Source organism: Variovorax sp. 10L426 (genome assembly GCF_056395305.1).
Window position 1 is genome coordinate 240,303 of record NZ_JBFTJF010000006.1, and the last position, 14,146, is coordinate 254,448.

Consider the following 14,146-nt stretch of genomic DNA (forward strand, 5'->3'; position numbering starts at 1 on the left):
ACTGATCGAGGCCTGTGGACGTTTCAAGCGTCCCCAGGCCTTTTTTTATTTTTCAGGGGTTGCCGGCCAGCAATCGGCCGACTTCTTCGTCGCTCGTTTGCGCGAAATCCTGATACCAGAGGCCCACCGCACGAAAGTGCTCGGGCGTGAAGACGCACACCACCTCGTCGGCCAGCGCACTCACGCTCTGGACGGCCTCGGACGACGCCACCGGTACCGCCACGATGATGCGCTGCGGCTTTCCCACGCGGGCCGCCATCACGGCCGCGCGCATGGTGGCACCCGTCGCCAGGCCGTCGTCGACCAGGATCAGCACACGCCCTGCCAGATCGAGCGGAGGGCGGCCGCTGCGATAGAGCTGCTCACGCCGCGCCAGCTCGGCCTGTTCGCGTGCGACCACGGCCTCGAGCGCCCGCTCCGACACCGGCCAGGCGTCACTCAACTCTCCCATGACACGGACACCGCCCGGGGCGATCGCACCCATCGCCAACTCTTCCTGGCCAGGAAAGCCGAGCTTGCGCACGACCAGCACGTCGAGCGGCACGCCGAGCGCTTGTGCCACCTCCCAGGCGACGGGCACACCGCCGCGCGGCAGCGCCAAAACTCGCACATCGGGCCGCCCGCGCCAGGCGTCGAGCGCCTTGGCGAGCGCGCGGCCGGCATCGCGTCGATCCTTGAATTCCATCCGCACCCCCTGGAGCAGGAATTCAGAAACGATACGCCCCACTCATGCCCAACGTCCAGTTGCGCCCGGGCGCCGGTTACGCCGCCAGGATTCAAGGGCGCGGCTACGATCCGCCCGTCAGTTCCATCCGGCGGCTCATGTCGAAACCTTGCGTATTGCTTGCCTCTGCACTTCGTTGCTTCGCGATCGCGTTCGTCTGCCTGATCTCGGCATGCGCCAGCTTGCCGTCACGTACGGCGACGTCGTACGAGCCCGCCGTCAGCTTCTCGCCGGCCACGGAGCTGGGCAAGCTGACTGCCGGCTTCTTTGCCGACCCCGATGGCATGTCCGGCGCACGGGTGATGCCGCAGGCCGCCTTTGCGCTGGATGCGCGTCTTGCGCTCATCCGCCATGCCCAGACCTCACTCGACCTGCAGTACTACCTGCTCGGCAATGACAAGACCGGCAAGCTGATCCTTCGCGAATTACGGGACGCAGCCCGGCGTGGCGTGCGCGTCCGACTCCTGCTCGACGACTTCTACACTGCCAAGCTCGATCCGATGCTGCTGGGCCTGGCCGCCTACCCGAATGTCGAGATCAGGCTGTTCAATCCCTTTGTCGTAGGTCGGGACCACAGCGCGACCCGCTGGTTGAACTTCGCGGCCGACTTTCGTCGGCTCAATCACCGGATGCACAACAAGCTCTTCGTCGTGGACGGCGCCATCGCGATCGCCGGTGGACGAAACCTCGCCGACGAATATTTCCTGCGCAGCGCCGGCGCCAACTTCATCGATCTCGACGTGCTGCTCGCCGGGCCCGTCGTGACCGAACTCGAGAACATCTTCGACAACTACTGGAACAGCGAGGCGGTCTATTCGCTGCACGACATCGTGCGGCCTTCCGAATCGCCGGAGGCAGCGCGCGCCCTGTTCGATGACTTGACTTCAACGACGCAGGCGCCGCCGCCTTCCCCGCCCCCCGAAGCCGACATGTTCGGCGATCCACCAGTGAGCGCTGCGCTCGCGCAGGGCACGCTGGAACTGATTCCGACGCGCGCCAATGCCGTCGCGGATTCCCCCAACAAGGCGCTCCTGCCGGAAGATGACGAGGAACTCCACCAGAACCGCCCACCGACCGTTGCCGAGCGAATGCGCGTCCTGTTCGATGAGGCCAAGTCGGAGATCAACATCATCACGCCCTATTTCCTGCCAGGCGACGCGGGCATGGACCACATCGCAAGACTGCGCGCACGCGGCATCCGGATCACCGTCGCAACCAATTCGCTGGCCGACACCGACGAGCCGCTCGTCAACATCAACTACAACCGCTTTCGCGTCGAGATGCTCAAGCTCGGCGTCACGCTGTACGAAGTGAGTTCGGAACAGATCAAGCGAAGCCTCAACTTGCGCAAGGTCTTTCGCCAGTCGCGTGGCGCCCTCCACGCCAAGCTCGCGCTGATCGACCGCGAATGGGCGCTCATCGGCTCGCTCAACTTCGATCCGCGCTCGGCCTACATCAACACCGAGCTCGGCGTGCGCATGGAGAGCTACGAAGTGACACACCGGTTGCTCGATGCGTTCCAGGTCGACAACGTCGAAAGCGTCTACGAAGTCAGGCTGAAGCAAGGGACGGACACGATCCAGTGGGTCACGACCGATGGCGAGAACATCGTCCTGGACAGGGAGCCCGACGCCAACGCGCTGGTCAAGCTGAAGCTGCTGCTGTTCTCCTGGTTCGTGCCCACCGATCTCCTCTGAAAGAAGGCGCAGTTCGCCTACAGGGCCGCGCTCGACATTTGCCGTGCCCGGGAAGATGATCGCCAGTCGCGAACCCCAACCCCATCGAACAGGCAGGAGCAACACGATGCAAATCGGCATGATCGGACTCGGACGCATGGGCGCCAACATGACGAGCCGCCTGATGCGCGGAGGCCATGAATGTGTCGTGCACGACAACGCACCGGCCTCGATCGAGCGGCTCGCCGCGCAGGGGGCGATCGGCGCGGCCTCGCTCCAGGACTTCGTTGCCAAGCTCGCAAAGCCGCGTGCGATCTGGCTGATGGTGCCGGCTGCGGTCGTCGATTCGGCGCTGGCAAGCCTCACACCGTTGCTGGATGCCGGTGACATCGTCATCGACGGCGGTAACTCCTACTACCGTGATGACATTCGCCGCGCAGCGTCGTTGCGCGCTTCAGGGCTGCACTATGTCGATGTCGGCACCAGCGGCGGCGTCGCCGGATTCGATCGCGGGTACTGCCTGATGATCGGCGGCGAGGCGGACATCGTCCAGCACCTTTCGCCTCTGTTCGCGACGCTGGCCCCCGGCGCCGGCGATTTGAAGCCGACACCGGGCCGTGCGCCCGGCAGCGGAACCGCCGACCAGGGCTATCTGCATTGCGGTCCGCACGGTGCGGGCCATTTCGTCAAGATGGTCCACAACGGCATCGAGTACGGACTCATGGCGGCGTATGCAGAAGGCCTGAACATCCTGCGTGGCGCCGGCATCGGCAAGCACTCGCACGATGTCGACGCCGAGACCACGCCCCTGCGCGAGCCCGAGCTTTATCAATACGACATGAACCTGTCGGAGATCACCGAACTCTGGCGCCGGGGCAGCGTCATCAGTTCGTGGCTGCTCGACCTGACCGCCGCGGCGCTCGTGGCCGATCCCGCGCTGGAGACCTTCCAGGGGCGCGTTTCCGACTCCGGCGAAGGCCGCTGGACCGTCCAGGCGGCAATCGACGAAGGCGTGCCGGCGCCGGTGCTGAGCGCCGCGCTCTACGCGCGCTTCAGTTCGCGCGGCGAGGCGGATTATTCGAACCGCGTCCTGTCGGCATTGCGACACCAGTTCGGCGGACATGCGGAAAAGCCCGAGCCCCCGCCGAAGGGCCAAGGCTGACCCTCCGGAGACGATGCGATATGACGGAAGCCGAACGACTCGACCTGCTGTGCATCAATACACTGCGCACCCTTTCCATCGATGCGGTGCAGAAAGCCAACTCGGGTCATCCGGGCACCCCGATGGGCGCAGCGCCCACCGCCTACTGCCTTTGGCAACGCTTCCTGCGCTTCGATCCGAACGACCCCGATTGGCCGAACCGCGACCGCTTCGTGCTGTCGGTCGGGCACGCTTCGGCGCTGCTCTACAGCATGCTGTATCTGTGCGGCGTGAAGGGCACGGGTCCGCACTACGAGGGCGCTGAACGCCTCGCCGTGACGATGGAAGACCTGCAGACCTTTCGCCAGGCCGGCAGCCGTTGCACCGGCCATCCCGAATACGCCTGGACCTCAGGCGTGGAGACCACCACGGGGCCGCTCGGCCAAGGCGTTGCCACCAGCGTGGGCATGGCGATCGCGCAGCAATGGCTGGCAGGCACCTACAACCGGCCGGGCCACACGCTGTTCGACTACAAGGTCTACGCGCTATGCGGCGACGGCGACATGATGGAAGGCGTGAGCGCCGAAGCCGCATCGCTCGCGGGCCACCTGAAGCTCGCGAATCTCTGTTGGATCTACGACGACAACCACATCAGCATCGAAGGCTCGACCTCGATCACCTTCGACGAGAACGTCGGCGCCCGCTTCGAGGCCTATGGGTGGAAGGTTCTTCGCGTTGCGGACGCGAACGACCTCGAAGCACTGACCCAGAACCTCCAGGCATTCAACGCAACGCAGGACAGGCCGACGCTCATCATCGTCCGCAGCCACATCGGCTACGGTTCGCCGAACAAGCAGGACACCAAGGAAGCACACGGCGAGGCGCTCGGTCCCGACGAGGTGCGGCTGGCCAAGCAGTTCTACGGCTTCGACCCAGACGCGCAGTTCGCCGTCCCCGAAGGCGTGCGGGTCCACTTCGAGGCGCAGTTCGGCCAGCGCGGCGCGAGTGCGCACGAGGCATGGAACAAACGCTTCGCCGCATACCGCGCAGAACACGCCAATCTCGCGGCGCAGATCGACCAGATGCAGCGCCACGAATTGCCTGACGGGTGGGACAGCGAACTGCCTTCCTTCCCCGCTGACGCCAAGGGCATGGCCACGCGCGACTCGTCAGGCAAGGTGTTGAACGCGATTGCGAAGCGCCTGCCGTGGCTGCTCGGCGGCGCTGCCGACCTGTCACCCTCGACCAAGACCTCGCTCGGCTTCGAAGGCGCGGGCGAGTTCGACAGCGCCGGCCACCGTGGCCGCAACTTCCATTTCGGCGTTCGCGAACACGCGATGTGCGCTGCGGCGAGCGGCATGACGCTGTCGAAGTTGCGCGCGTTTGCATCGACCTTTTTCATCTTCACCGACTATTGCCGCGGCGCCGTGCGGCTCAGCGCGATGATGGGCATCCCCGTCATCTACGTCTGGACGCACGACTCGATCAGCATGGGCGAAGACGGACCGACGCACCAACCGGTCGAACAGCTCGCCTCTTTCCGTGCCATGCCCGACATGGTGTTGCTGCGCCCGGCGGACGCGAACGAAGTCGTGGAAGCCTGGCGAATCGTGATGCACCTCGTCGATCGTCCCGCGAGCCTCGTGCTGTCGCGCCAGGCAGTGCCCACGTTCGACCGGAGCAAGTACGCCAGCGCCAGCGGCGTCGCCCGGGGTGCTTACGTGCTCGCCGACGCCCCCGACGGGCGACCGGAGGTGCTGCTGCTTGCCACCGGCAGCGAGGTCAGGCTGTGCATCGACGCCTACGAGCAATTGAAGGCCGAGGGGATCGCAGCGCGCGTCGTCAGCATGCCGTCGTGGGATCTCTTCGAACAGCAGAGCGATGAATACCGCGATGGCGTGCTGCCACCCGCCGTCACGGCGCGCGTCTGCGTCGAAGAGGCCTCACCGTTGGGCTGGGAACGTTACGTGGGCCGCGGCGGCGCGATCCTCGGCATGCGTTCCTTCGGGCTCTCGGCGCCGGGGAAGGTGGCCGAGGCCCATTTCGGTTTCGACGCCGCGCATGTCGTCGCTGCTGCCAAGGCGCAGCTGGCAAGGCGTGCGCCGCCCAAGGCGTGAGGTTCCTCATGGCAACACGTATCAGTCCCCTTGCCGGCAAGCCGGCGCCCGAGGCGTCGCTGATCGACGTCGACGGACTCATTGCGGCCTACCACGATAACGTTCCGGACCCGTCCGTCCCGGCGCAGCGTGTCGCCTTCGGCACCTCGGGCCATCGCGGTACGGCGCTCGAGCACTCGTTCAACGAATGGCATGTGCTCGCGATCACGCAGGCTATCTGCGACTACCGGAAGACCCAGGGTATCGACGGGCCGCTCTTCCTCGGCATCGACACCCACGCGCTCTCGCGGCCGGCCGGCGAAAGCGCGCTCGAAGTACTCGCGGCCAACCGCGTCGACGTGATGATCGCAGCGAAAGACGAGTTCACGCCGACGCCCGCCGTATCGCACGCGATCCTCACCCACAACCGCGGCCGGCAGGACGGCCTGGCCGACGGCATCGTCGTCACGCCCTCGCACAACCCGCCACGCGACGGCGGCTTCAAGTACAACCCGCCCAACGGCGGGCCGGCCGCCCAGGACATCACGGGGTGGATGGAAGCCGCAGCCAACCGCTATCTCGAACGGCGGCTCGATGGCGTGAAGCGGATCCCGCACGGGGCCGCGTTGCGGGCGTCGACGACACGCCGCCACGATTTTCTCGACGCCTATGTGGGAGACCTCGGCAACGTCATCGACATGGACGCCATCCGCGCCGCCAAGGTCCGCATGGGCGTCGATCCGCTCGGCGGCGCCGGTGTCAACTACTGGGCTGCCATCGCAGACCGGTACAAGATCGATCTCACGGTCGTCAGCGAGGTGGTCGACCCACGCTTCGGCTTCATGACACTCGACTGGGACGGGCAGATTCGCATGGATCCCTCGTCGCCGTACGCCATGCAGCGGCTGCTCGACATGAAGGACCGCTTCGATGTGGGGTTCGCCTGCGATACCGATCACGATCGTCACGGCATCGTGACCCGCACTGCGGGCCTGCTTGCGCCGAACCACTATCTGTCGGTCGCCATCGACTACCTGTTCCAGCATCGCCCGCAGTGGCCCGCCGGCGCTGCCGTGGGCAAGACGGTCGTTTCGACCCAACTCATCGATCGTTTGGCCGCGAGGCTCGGCCGCCGCCTGTACGAAGTGCCGGTCGGATTCAAGTGGTTCGTGGACGGCCTGCTGGACGGGTCGCTCGGCTTCGTCGGCGAGGAAAGCGCCGGCGCCACCTTCCTGCGCCGGGACGGCTCGGTCTGGACGACGGATAAAGACGGCATCACAGCGGCGCTCTTGTCGGCGGAGATCACTGCGCGCACGGGCCGCGACCCTGGCGCGCTGTACGCCGATCTCGCCAAGGAATTCGATCACCCCGTCGGCGATCGGATCGACGCGCCCGCCACGGTCCCGCAGAAGAAGCAACTGGCCGCACTGTCGCCGCAGCAACTGCGCGCCACCGAGCTCGCCGGAGACAGAATCGTGAGCGTGCTGAGTCACGCCCCCGGCAATGGCGCGGCGATCGGCGGCATCAAGGTCATCTCGGAAGGCGGATGGTTCGCCGCGCGGCCTTCGGGGACCGAGAACATCTACAAGATCTACGGCGAGAGTTTCCGCGGCGCGGATCACTTGCAACGCATCTTCGGCGAGGCACAGACCATCGTCGATGCAGCGATCGCGCCCGCGTCCTGACCTTCTGAAATCGTCGCGTCTCTCCTACGCGCTGTCGGCGCGGATGCAGACGCGATCGAAGGGCCTTCGAGGGCATTCTCTTCATGCCATCAACCGAGGGGCATCAGATGATCAAGATTGGAATCGTGGACGACCATGCCATCGTGCGTTCGGGTCTTCGCGACTTTTTCTCGCAGCACGTGGACCTGCGCGTCGTCGGTGAGGCGGCCAGCGGCCGCGAAGCCATCGACCTGGTGCGCTCCACCGAGATCGACGTGCTGGTCATGGACCTCTCCATGCCCGGCCAGAGCGGCATCGACGCCATTGCGATGGTTCGCGCCAAGGCACCCGACACCGGCATCCTGATCCTGAGCGGCTACCCCGAAGAACACTACGCGATGAACCTCATCCGTCAGGGCGCCAGCGGCTACCTGAACAAGGAATGCGATCCGATGGAGATCGTCGAGGCGATCCGCATCATCTCGCTCGGGCGCCGCTACATCACGCCCGGCGTGGCCGAACTGCTGGCGCGCCAGCTCGATCGAAACAACGACGTCGCACCGCACGAGCAATTGTCCGAACGGGAGTTCCAGGTGTTCCTGAAGCTCGCCACCGGCGAGACGGCGGGCAGCATCGCGGAGCATCTCTCGCTGTCGGTCAAGACGGTGAGCACCTATCGCAGCCGCCTGATGGAGAAGATGAATCTCTCGTCCAACAGCGACCTGACCTACTACGCGCTGAAAAATCAGTTGATCAGTTGACGACTCGCAACTGTCGAGCCGAAACGCACTCTTATCCTGCATTCGCGTACCGCGCGAATGCGAGGTTCCCATGAGAGTGCGTTCCGTCTTCGTTGCATGCTTTTCAGTGGTGTCCATCGGCGCTTCGTGGCCGGCTGCGGCCCAGCCAGCCGTCGATGTTTCCCCACTGTCCATCGAGCAACAGGAAGCTGACGACCGCGTGGTCGCCGCGCGCTGCGGAACGCCGCTCTTCGAGAAGGGGTTCTACAAGCAGTCGAAGGCCGCCGTCGCCGCCGGCCTGGTCGTCAAGCACCGCGATCCGGTCCAAGTCGAGAAGAACGTCACCGCCTTGCGCCGGAACCCGGTTGTCCTGGTCGCAACGCAGGCCGATTGCCCGGCGCAGCTGGATCGGCTCAGGCAGATCGAGAAAGACCGCGCCAAGATGCTTGGAACGCACCGCAAAGGCACGCAGGTCGCAAGGTAGACCACGACGCGCTGTCAGCCAACGATGCCGAAAGCAGTACGTCCCGGATCGGCAACACCTGCCGATTGGCCGATACCCATCCCGGCCATGAGGTCGCAGACTGGGGCCATCGGAACTGTCAGGGAAGCAGACCATGGAAACTGACCTCTACACCTTCGGCGTGCTGGGAGTGGTGTTGATGTGCGGATGGCTGATGAATCATGCCGGCCCTTGGAACAACTCCGATCTCGCGCGTGAAGTCAGGCTCCAGCTCGGCCGGTCCAGCGACGCGCTCGGCGGCACGCCGCGTCGCTGATGCCGTCCACGCGGCCGATGGCCGCCATAGCGGGCGTGCGGCGCAAGTCGTCGCTCCTCGCGGCGGCCTCGCTCATCCTCGCGGCGCTCGGTCTCGAGGCGTATGCGGCGGGCTATCCCATGGGCATGGCGTTGCTCGCCGTTGCCACCTTGCAGGCGCTCATCTGCTCGGCGATGTTCCGAAGCCGGCTGCTGATGGTGGCCGTCGCGACCAACTTCTTTCTCTTCGTGATCCATGCAGTCGTCCTCAGCCGATTCCTGGCTCAGCCGAATCCGGCACCGGTGTTTCAACTCGGGGACTTCTGCTTTGCCGTGTTCGCCGGCGCTTCGCTTGTCTTCACGCCCGTCGAGACGATGGCGCTGATCGTGCGGGACGCCTATCTCAAGCGGCCACGACACCGCAGTCCCCATTGACGGCCAAAACGACACATACTCCGCGACATGCCGCAACTGATCATGACGACGGCCTCTGGCGAAAAGAGGCTGGTTTCGCTTGGGCCGAATGACAACACGATCGGTCGGGGCCCGCAGAACAGCATCGTCGTCGACTCGCTCCAGGCGAGTCGCGTGCATGCCGTCGTCACGGTCGAACCCGCCTTCGTCACGATCACGGACCTCGGCAGCCGCAACGGCACATTCGTGAACGGCGATCGCATCGAAACCCAGATGCTGGTCCACGACGACACGATCAGGCTTGGCGACTACGAAATCCGCTTCGTCGCCGGCGACCAGGAGTTCAGCAAGGTCGAGGCTGAACGGGTACCCACGATCCCGCGCCTGCTGGTCGACCTCGACCGCGAAAATGTGCCTGGCGCGCCCGGCGTCACCACGACAATCAGGGGTAAACCCTGATCATTGATCTGCCTCAAGGCAGGTGCGCCGACCGTCGATCCAGCACGGCCCGGCCTTGAAACCGTGCAAAACGCCCTTATCATTAGCACTCGTTGAAGTTGAGTGCTAACAACACCGGCTCTCAAACGATGCGGAGCCGGCCCGTCGCCGGCTCCCGGACCAAACCCCGTTTCTTATCAGGAGATGCAATGAAACTTCGTCCTTTGCACGATCGCGTGATCGTCAAGCGCATTGAAAGCGAAACCAAGACCGCCTCGGGCATCGTGATCCCCGACAACGCCGCAGAAAAGCCCGACCAGGGTGAAGTTCTGGCTGTCGGTCCTGGCAAGAAGAACGACAAGGGCGAACTCGGCGCGATGAGCGTCAAGGTCGGCGACCGCGTCCTGTTCGGCAAGTACAGCGGCCAGACCGTCAAGGTCGATGGCGACGAACTGCTGGTCATGAAGGAAGACGACCTGTTCGCAGTCGTCGAGAAGTAATCACTCGCCCCTTCATCCCCTTATCCAACTGAATCTCGGAGAAATCTCATGGCAGCAAAAGACGTAGTCTTCGGCGGCGAAGCCCGCGCGCGCATGGTCGAAGGTGTGAACATCCTCGCCAACGCAGTCAAAGTGACCCTGGGCCCCAAGGGCCGCAACGTGGTGCTCGAGCGCTCCTTCGGCGCCCCCACCGTGACCAAGGACGGCGTGTCGGTCGCCAAGGAAATCGAACTCAAGGACAAGCTCCAGAACATGGGCGCCCAGCTCGTGAAGGAAGTGGCTTCCAAGACTTCGGACAACGCCGGTGACGGCACCACCACCGCGACCGTGCTGGCCCAAGCCATCGTTCGCGAAGGCTTCAAGTACGTGGCCGCAGGCATCAACCCGATGGACCTGAAGCGCGGCATCGACAAGGCCGTGACGGCCCTGGTCGAAGAGCTCAAGAAGGCTTCGAAGGCCACCACGACCTCGAAGGAAATCGCGCAAGTCGGCTCGATCTCGGCCAACAGCGACGAAACCATCGGCAAGCTCATCGCTGACGCGATGGACAAGGTCGGCAAGGAAGGCGTGATCACCGTGGAAGACGGCAAGTCGCTCGACAGCGAACTCGACGTCGTCGAAGGCATGCAGTTCGACCGCGGCTACCTGTCGCCCTACTTCATCAACAACCCCGAAAAGCAAAGCGCGATCCTGGACAACCCGTTCGTGCTGCTGTTCGACAAGAAGATCAGCAACATCCGCGACCTGCTGCCCACGCTGGAGCAAGTGGCCAAGGCCGGCCGTCCGCTGCTGATCATTGCCGAAGAAGTCGAAGGCGAAGCCCTGGCGACCCTGGTCGTGAACACGATCCGCGGCATCCTGAAGGTCGTGGCCGTCAAGGCACCTGGCTTCGGCGACCGCCGCAAGGCCATGCTCGAAGACATCGCCATCCTGACGGGCGGCAAGGTCATCGCTGAAGAAGTGGGCCTGACCCTCGAGAAGGTGACGCTGGCCGACCTCGGCCAAGCCAAGCGCATCGAAGTGGGCAAGGAAAACACCATCATCATCGACGGTTCGGGCGCTGGTGCCGACATCGAAGCCCGCGTGAAGCAAGTCCGCGTGCAGATCGAGGAAGCGACCAGCGACTACGACCGCGAAAAGCTGCAAGAGCGCGTGGCCAAGCTGGCCGGCGGCGTGGCAGTGATCAAGGTCGGCGCTGCCACCGAAGTCGAAATGAAGGAAAAGAAGGCTCGCGTCGAAGACGCCCTGCACGCGACCCGCGCTGCAGTGGAAGAAGGCGTGGTTGCCGGTGGTGGCGTGGCCCTGCTGCGCGCCAAGCAAGCCGTGGGCGACAAGCTCAAGGGCGACAACGTTGACCAGGACGCCGGTATCAAGCTGGTGCTCAAGGCCATCGAAGCGCCTCTGCGCGAAATCGTGAACAACGCCGGCGGCGAAGCCAGCGTGGTCGTGAACGCCGTTCTGGCCGGCAAGGGCAACTACGGCTTCAACGCTGCCAACGACAGCTACGGCGACATGCTCGAGCTGGGCATCCTGGACCCGACGAAGGTGACCCGGACCGCTCTGCAGAACGCAGCTTCGGTGGCCTCCCTCCTGCTGACGACCGAAGCCATGGTCGCCGACGCACCGAAGGAAGAGTCGGCCGGCGGCGGCATGCCCGACATGGGCGGCATGGGTGGCATGGGCGGCATGGGGATGTAATCCCCCCGGCCCGGCTTCCAGCCAGTCCCAAAAGCCCCAAAAGCCCCGCGGCGCAAGCCCCGGGGCTTTTTTCGTCTGGAGCGCTTGCCCGCCGGCCCGCTATGAGCTCAGCAGAAACGAGAACACGGCCCCTTTGTCGAGCCGCGGCATCAGTCGGATGTCGCTGCCGTGCAATTGAAGGATGCGTCTGACGATCACCAGCCCCAGCCCGCCACTGCGGCCACCCGTCGAGGAAAACATCGGCCGTGTGAAGATTGCTGTGCGCAGCTCGCTCGGAATGCCCGGACCGGTGTCGCTGATCTCGACCTGCACGCCGGCCTTGTCCTGCCGCAACTGCACCATGATCTCGCCGCCCGCGGGCGTGTGGCGGATCGCGTTGTCCAGCAGGTTGGTCAGCACGCGCTCGATCAAGCCGAGGTCGGCGGTCACGCCAGGCAGATCCGGCGCGATGTCGGCCACCAGCCGCTGTTGCCGCGCTTCGGCCGCCAACTCGAACTTCTGGAACACGTCCTGCACGAGGTCGGCCAGTGCGAACTGCTCCTTCTCGAGCTTGACGACACCGTATTCGAGCCGCGCCAGTTCGAACAGCTCCTGCGACAGCCGCGACACCTTGCGGCTCTGCGCCAGCGCGATCTCGAGATAGCGGCGCCGCTCCGCGATGTCGAGCGTGTCGGCCTTGATCAACAGCGTCTCGAGGTAGCCGTGCAACGAAGTCAGCGGCGTGCGCAGGTCGTGCGAGATGTTGGCGAACAGTTCGCGCCGCTGCTGATCCTGCTGCGTGAGCTCGCGCCATTGCTCGGCGATGCGCTGCGTCATTTGCGCGAAGGCCTGGGCGAGCGTCGCGATCTCGTCGCGGCCCCGGCTGACGCGTTCGAAGTCCGGCGCCACCTCCTGGAGCGCCGCCACGCCGTCCTTCTCGAACTTGCGCACCGCCCCGGTCAGCTCGCGCAGCGGACGCGTGATCAGGCGAAATGCCACGAGCCCGGCGATCAAGCCCAACAGAGCCACCAGCGCCACCGACCATAGCGTCGTGCGCAGCACATTGCTCGCTGCGGCATCGGCCAGCAGCGCATCGCGCTCTTCGCCCGACAGCACCACATAGACGTAGCCGACCTCCCGGCCATCGACGCGCAGCGGCGCCGCGCTGAAGACCTTGCGGGCGCCGTTGCCACGCGGATCGTCACCAACGATCGGTAGCGGCGCGCCATCGAGCAGCAGCCGGATCGGAGCGAGATCGACCCGGTCGCGCTTCAGGTGCCCGGGCGGCGCGGCCTGTCCCTTGATGCGGCCGTCGAGGCCCAGCAGGTACACCTCGACGCTCGGATTGACCGCCATCAGCTTGTCGAACAAGTCGGTCACGGCTGCAGAATTGAGCCCGTCGCGCTCCATCAAGGTCGAGTTCTCAGCGATGTGCGCCGCAAGTCCCTGCGAAAGACGCTGCGTCACCTCCTGCTCGTAGCGGACGTTGGCGTGCATCTGCAGCCAGATCGAGGCACCGCAGCAGGCCAGCAGCAGCACGGCGAAGACGATGGAGATGCGGCGCGAAAGGCTGGCACCGAGGCTCATGATCCGGCCTCCTGCGCCGCCAGCTTGTAGCCGCGCCCCCAGACCGTGAGGATGCAGCGCGGCTGCGACGGATCGGCCTCGATCTTCATGCGCAGGCGATTGATGTGCGTGTTGACCGTGTGCTCGTAGCCGTCGTGCTGGTAGCCCCACACATGGTTGAGCAGGTCAAGCCGCGAGAACACCTTGCCCGGATGGCGCGCGAAGAAGTGCAGCAGATCGAATTCCCGCGGCGTGAGCTCGACGGGCTTGCCGTCGACCTGCACCTCGCGCGCCACCGGATCGATGCCGATGTTGCCGATGTCCAGGCGCCCTGCCTCCATCCGTGCATTGCGCGCCAGCGCATCAGTGCGCCGCAGCAAAGCCCTGACCCGTGCCACCAATTCCAGGACCGAGAAGGGCTTGGCCAGGTAGTCGTCGGCGCCAAGTTCGAGCCCCAGGATGCGATGCACCTCGCTGGACCGGGCGCTGGTGATGATGATCGGCGTGTAGCGCGTCATCGCACGGGCCCGGCGGCAGATTTCCAGGCCGTCGACACCCGGCAGCATCAGGTCGAGGATCAATGCGTCCCAACTGCCGCGTTCGAGCTCCCGCAAGCCGGCGTCGCCATCGGCTGCGTGCGTGATGGCGTAGCCCTCATCCTGAAGGTGCATGCCCATCAGCTCGGCGATGTGGGCATCGTCCTCGACGATCAGAACGCGTTTGGCGGAGTCCATGAAAGTGGATTGTGCGGCG

At 65.1% G+C, this 14,146-nt stretch carries 14 protein-coding genes; 11 read left to right on the forward strand and 3 right to left on the reverse strand.

Features of this window, described 5'->3' with window-relative positions; genetic code table 11:
• Positions 1-52: 52 nt before the first annotated feature.
• Positions 53-685 (reverse strand): phosphoribosyltransferase, encoded by a 633-nt coding sequence (locus AC1DHL_RS11455; protein WP_478098564.1) that lies wholly within the window; start codon positions 683-685, stop codon positions 53-55.
• A 44-nt stretch (positions 686-729) separates the two neighbouring features.
• On the opposite strand from AC1DHL_RS11455, the gene AC1DHL_RS11460 reads away from it, so the two are divergent.
• The 11 genes from AC1DHL_RS11460 to groL all read left to right on the forward strand — a co-directional run bounded on the left by AC1DHL_RS11460 (position 730) and on the right by groL (position 11,848).
• Positions 730-2,421 carry a phospholipase D family protein gene (locus AC1DHL_RS11460; RefSeq protein WP_478162051.1) on the forward strand — a complete coding sequence of 564 codons (1,692 nt, stop codon included), beginning with the start codon at positions 730-732 and terminating at the stop codon, positions 2,419-2,421.
• A gap of 106 nt (positions 2,422-2,527) precedes the next feature.
• A complete protein-coding gene (gene gnd / locus AC1DHL_RS11465) occupies positions 2,528-3,562 on the forward strand; it encodes a phosphogluconate dehydrogenase (NAD(+)-dependent, decarboxylating) (protein ID WP_478098569.1) in 1,035 nt (344 codons plus the stop codon).
• A gap of 20 nt (positions 3,563-3,582) precedes the next feature.
• On the forward strand, positions 3,583-5,658 hold the full coding sequence (gene tkt, locus AC1DHL_RS11470; protein WP_478098571.1) for a transketolase: 2,076 nt from the start codon (positions 3,583-3,585) through the stop codon (positions 5,656-5,658).
• Positions 5,659-5,666: 8 nt separating this feature from the next.
• A complete protein-coding gene (gene pgm, locus AC1DHL_RS11475) occupies positions 5,667-7,322 on the forward strand; it encodes a phosphoglucomutase (alpha-D-glucose-1,6-bisphosphate-dependent) (RefSeq protein ID WP_478162052.1) in 1,656 nt (551 codons plus the stop codon).
• Between the two features lie 107 nt (positions 7,323-7,429).
• A complete protein-coding gene (locus AC1DHL_RS11480; protein ID WP_478098575.1) occupies positions 7,430-8,062 on the forward strand; it encodes a response regulator in 633 nt (210 codons plus the stop codon).
• A gap of 70 nt (positions 8,063-8,132) precedes the next feature.
• Positions 8,133-8,525, forward strand: coding sequence for a hypothetical protein (locus AC1DHL_RS11485; RefSeq protein ID WP_478098577.1), 393 nt, complete (start codon positions 8,133-8,135; stop codon positions 8,523-8,525).
• A 133-nt stretch (positions 8,526-8,658) separates the two neighbouring features.
• On the forward strand, positions 8,659-8,820 hold the full coding sequence (locus AC1DHL_RS11490; RefSeq protein ID WP_478098579.1) for a hypothetical protein: 162 nt from the start codon (positions 8,659-8,661) through the stop codon (positions 8,818-8,820).
• Between the two features lie 17 nt (positions 8,821-8,837).
• The gene (locus AC1DHL_RS11495; RefSeq protein ID WP_478098581.1) at positions 8,838-9,233 is read left to right on the forward strand and encodes a hypothetical protein; all 396 of its coding nucleotides are present in this window, start codon (positions 8,838-8,840) and stop codon (positions 9,231-9,233) included.
• A gap of 42 nt (positions 9,234-9,275) precedes the next feature.
• A complete protein-coding gene (locus tag AC1DHL_RS11500; RefSeq protein ID WP_478162053.1) occupies positions 9,276-9,671 on the forward strand; it encodes an FHA domain-containing protein in 396 nt (131 codons plus the stop codon).
• 188 nt (positions 9,672-9,859) lie between these two features.
• Complete coding sequence (groES, locus tag AC1DHL_RS11505; protein WP_093109638.1) at positions 9,860-10,150, forward strand: co-chaperone GroES; 291 nt, start codon at positions 9,860-9,862, stop codon at positions 10,148-10,150.
• A 48-nt stretch (positions 10,151-10,198) separates the two neighbouring features.
• On the forward strand, positions 10,199-11,848 hold the full coding sequence (gene groL, locus AC1DHL_RS11510) for a chaperonin GroEL (protein ID WP_478098585.1): 1,650 nt from the start codon (positions 10,199-10,201) through the stop codon (positions 11,846-11,848).
• A 99-nt stretch (positions 11,849-11,947) separates the two neighbouring features.
• On the opposite strand, the gene AC1DHL_RS11515 is transcribed toward groL, so the two are convergent.
• Both AC1DHL_RS11515 and AC1DHL_RS11520 read right to left on the reverse strand, forming a co-directional pair.
• Complete coding sequence (locus AC1DHL_RS11515; RefSeq protein WP_478162054.1) at positions 11,948-13,414, reverse strand: sensor histidine kinase; 1,467 nt, start codon at positions 13,412-13,414, stop codon at positions 11,948-11,950.
• Entirely contained in the window at positions 13,411-14,127 is a 717-nt protein-coding gene (locus AC1DHL_RS11520; protein ID WP_478098590.1) for a response regulator transcription factor, read from the reverse strand. The genes AC1DHL_RS11515 and AC1DHL_RS11520 overlap by 4 nt, the downstream gene beginning before the upstream one ends.
• Positions 14,128-14,146: the final 19 nt, after the last annotated feature.

Coding starts and splice junctions, on each gene's coding strand:
- AC1DHL_RS11480 (WP_478098575.1), top strand. CDS start 7,430: ATGATCAAGATTGGAATCGTGGACGACCATGCCATCGTGCGTTCGGGT.
- AC1DHL_RS11490 (WP_478098579.1), top strand. CDS start 8,659: ATGGAAACTGACCTCTACACCTTCGGCGTGCTGGGAGTGGTGTTGATG.
- AC1DHL_RS11460 (WP_478162051.1), top strand. CDS start 730: ATGCCCAACGTCCAGTTGCGCCCGGGCGCCGGTTACGCCGCCAGGATT.
- AC1DHL_RS11495 (WP_478098581.1), top strand. CDS start 8,838: ATGGCCGCCATAGCGGGCGTGCGGCGCAAGTCGTCGCTCCTCGCGGCG.
- AC1DHL_RS11520 (WP_478098590.1), bottom strand. CDS start 14,127: ATGGACTCCGCCAAACGCGTTCTGATCGTCGAGGACGATGCCCACATC.
- tkt (WP_478098571.1), top strand. CDS start 3,583: ATGACGGAAGCCGAACGACTCGACCTGCTGTGCATCAATACACTGCGC.
- AC1DHL_RS11485 (WP_478098577.1), top strand. CDS start 8,133: ATGAGAGTGCGTTCCGTCTTCGTTGCATGCTTTTCAGTGGTGTCCATC.
- pgm (WP_478162052.1), top strand. CDS start 5,667: ATGGCAACACGTATCAGTCCCCTTGCCGGCAAGCCGGCGCCCGAGGCG.
- AC1DHL_RS11455 (WP_478098564.1), bottom strand. CDS start 685: ATGGAATTCAAGGATCGACGCGATGCCGGCCGCGCGCTCGCCAAGGCG.
- groL (WP_478098585.1), top strand. CDS start 10,199: ATGGCAGCAAAAGACGTAGTCTTCGGCGGCGAAGCCCGCGCGCGCATG.
- groES (WP_093109638.1), top strand. CDS start 9,860: ATGAAACTTCGTCCTTTGCACGATCGCGTGATCGTCAAGCGCATTGAA.
- gnd (WP_478098569.1), top strand. CDS start 2,528: ATGCAAATCGGCATGATCGGACTCGGACGCATGGGCGCCAACATGACG.
- AC1DHL_RS11500 (WP_478162053.1), top strand. CDS start 9,276: ATGACGACGGCCTCTGGCGAAAAGAGGCTGGTTTCGCTTGGGCCGAAT.
- AC1DHL_RS11515 (WP_478162054.1), bottom strand. CDS start 13,414: ATGAGCCTCGGTGCCAGCCTTTCGCGCCGCATCTCCATCGTCTTCGCC.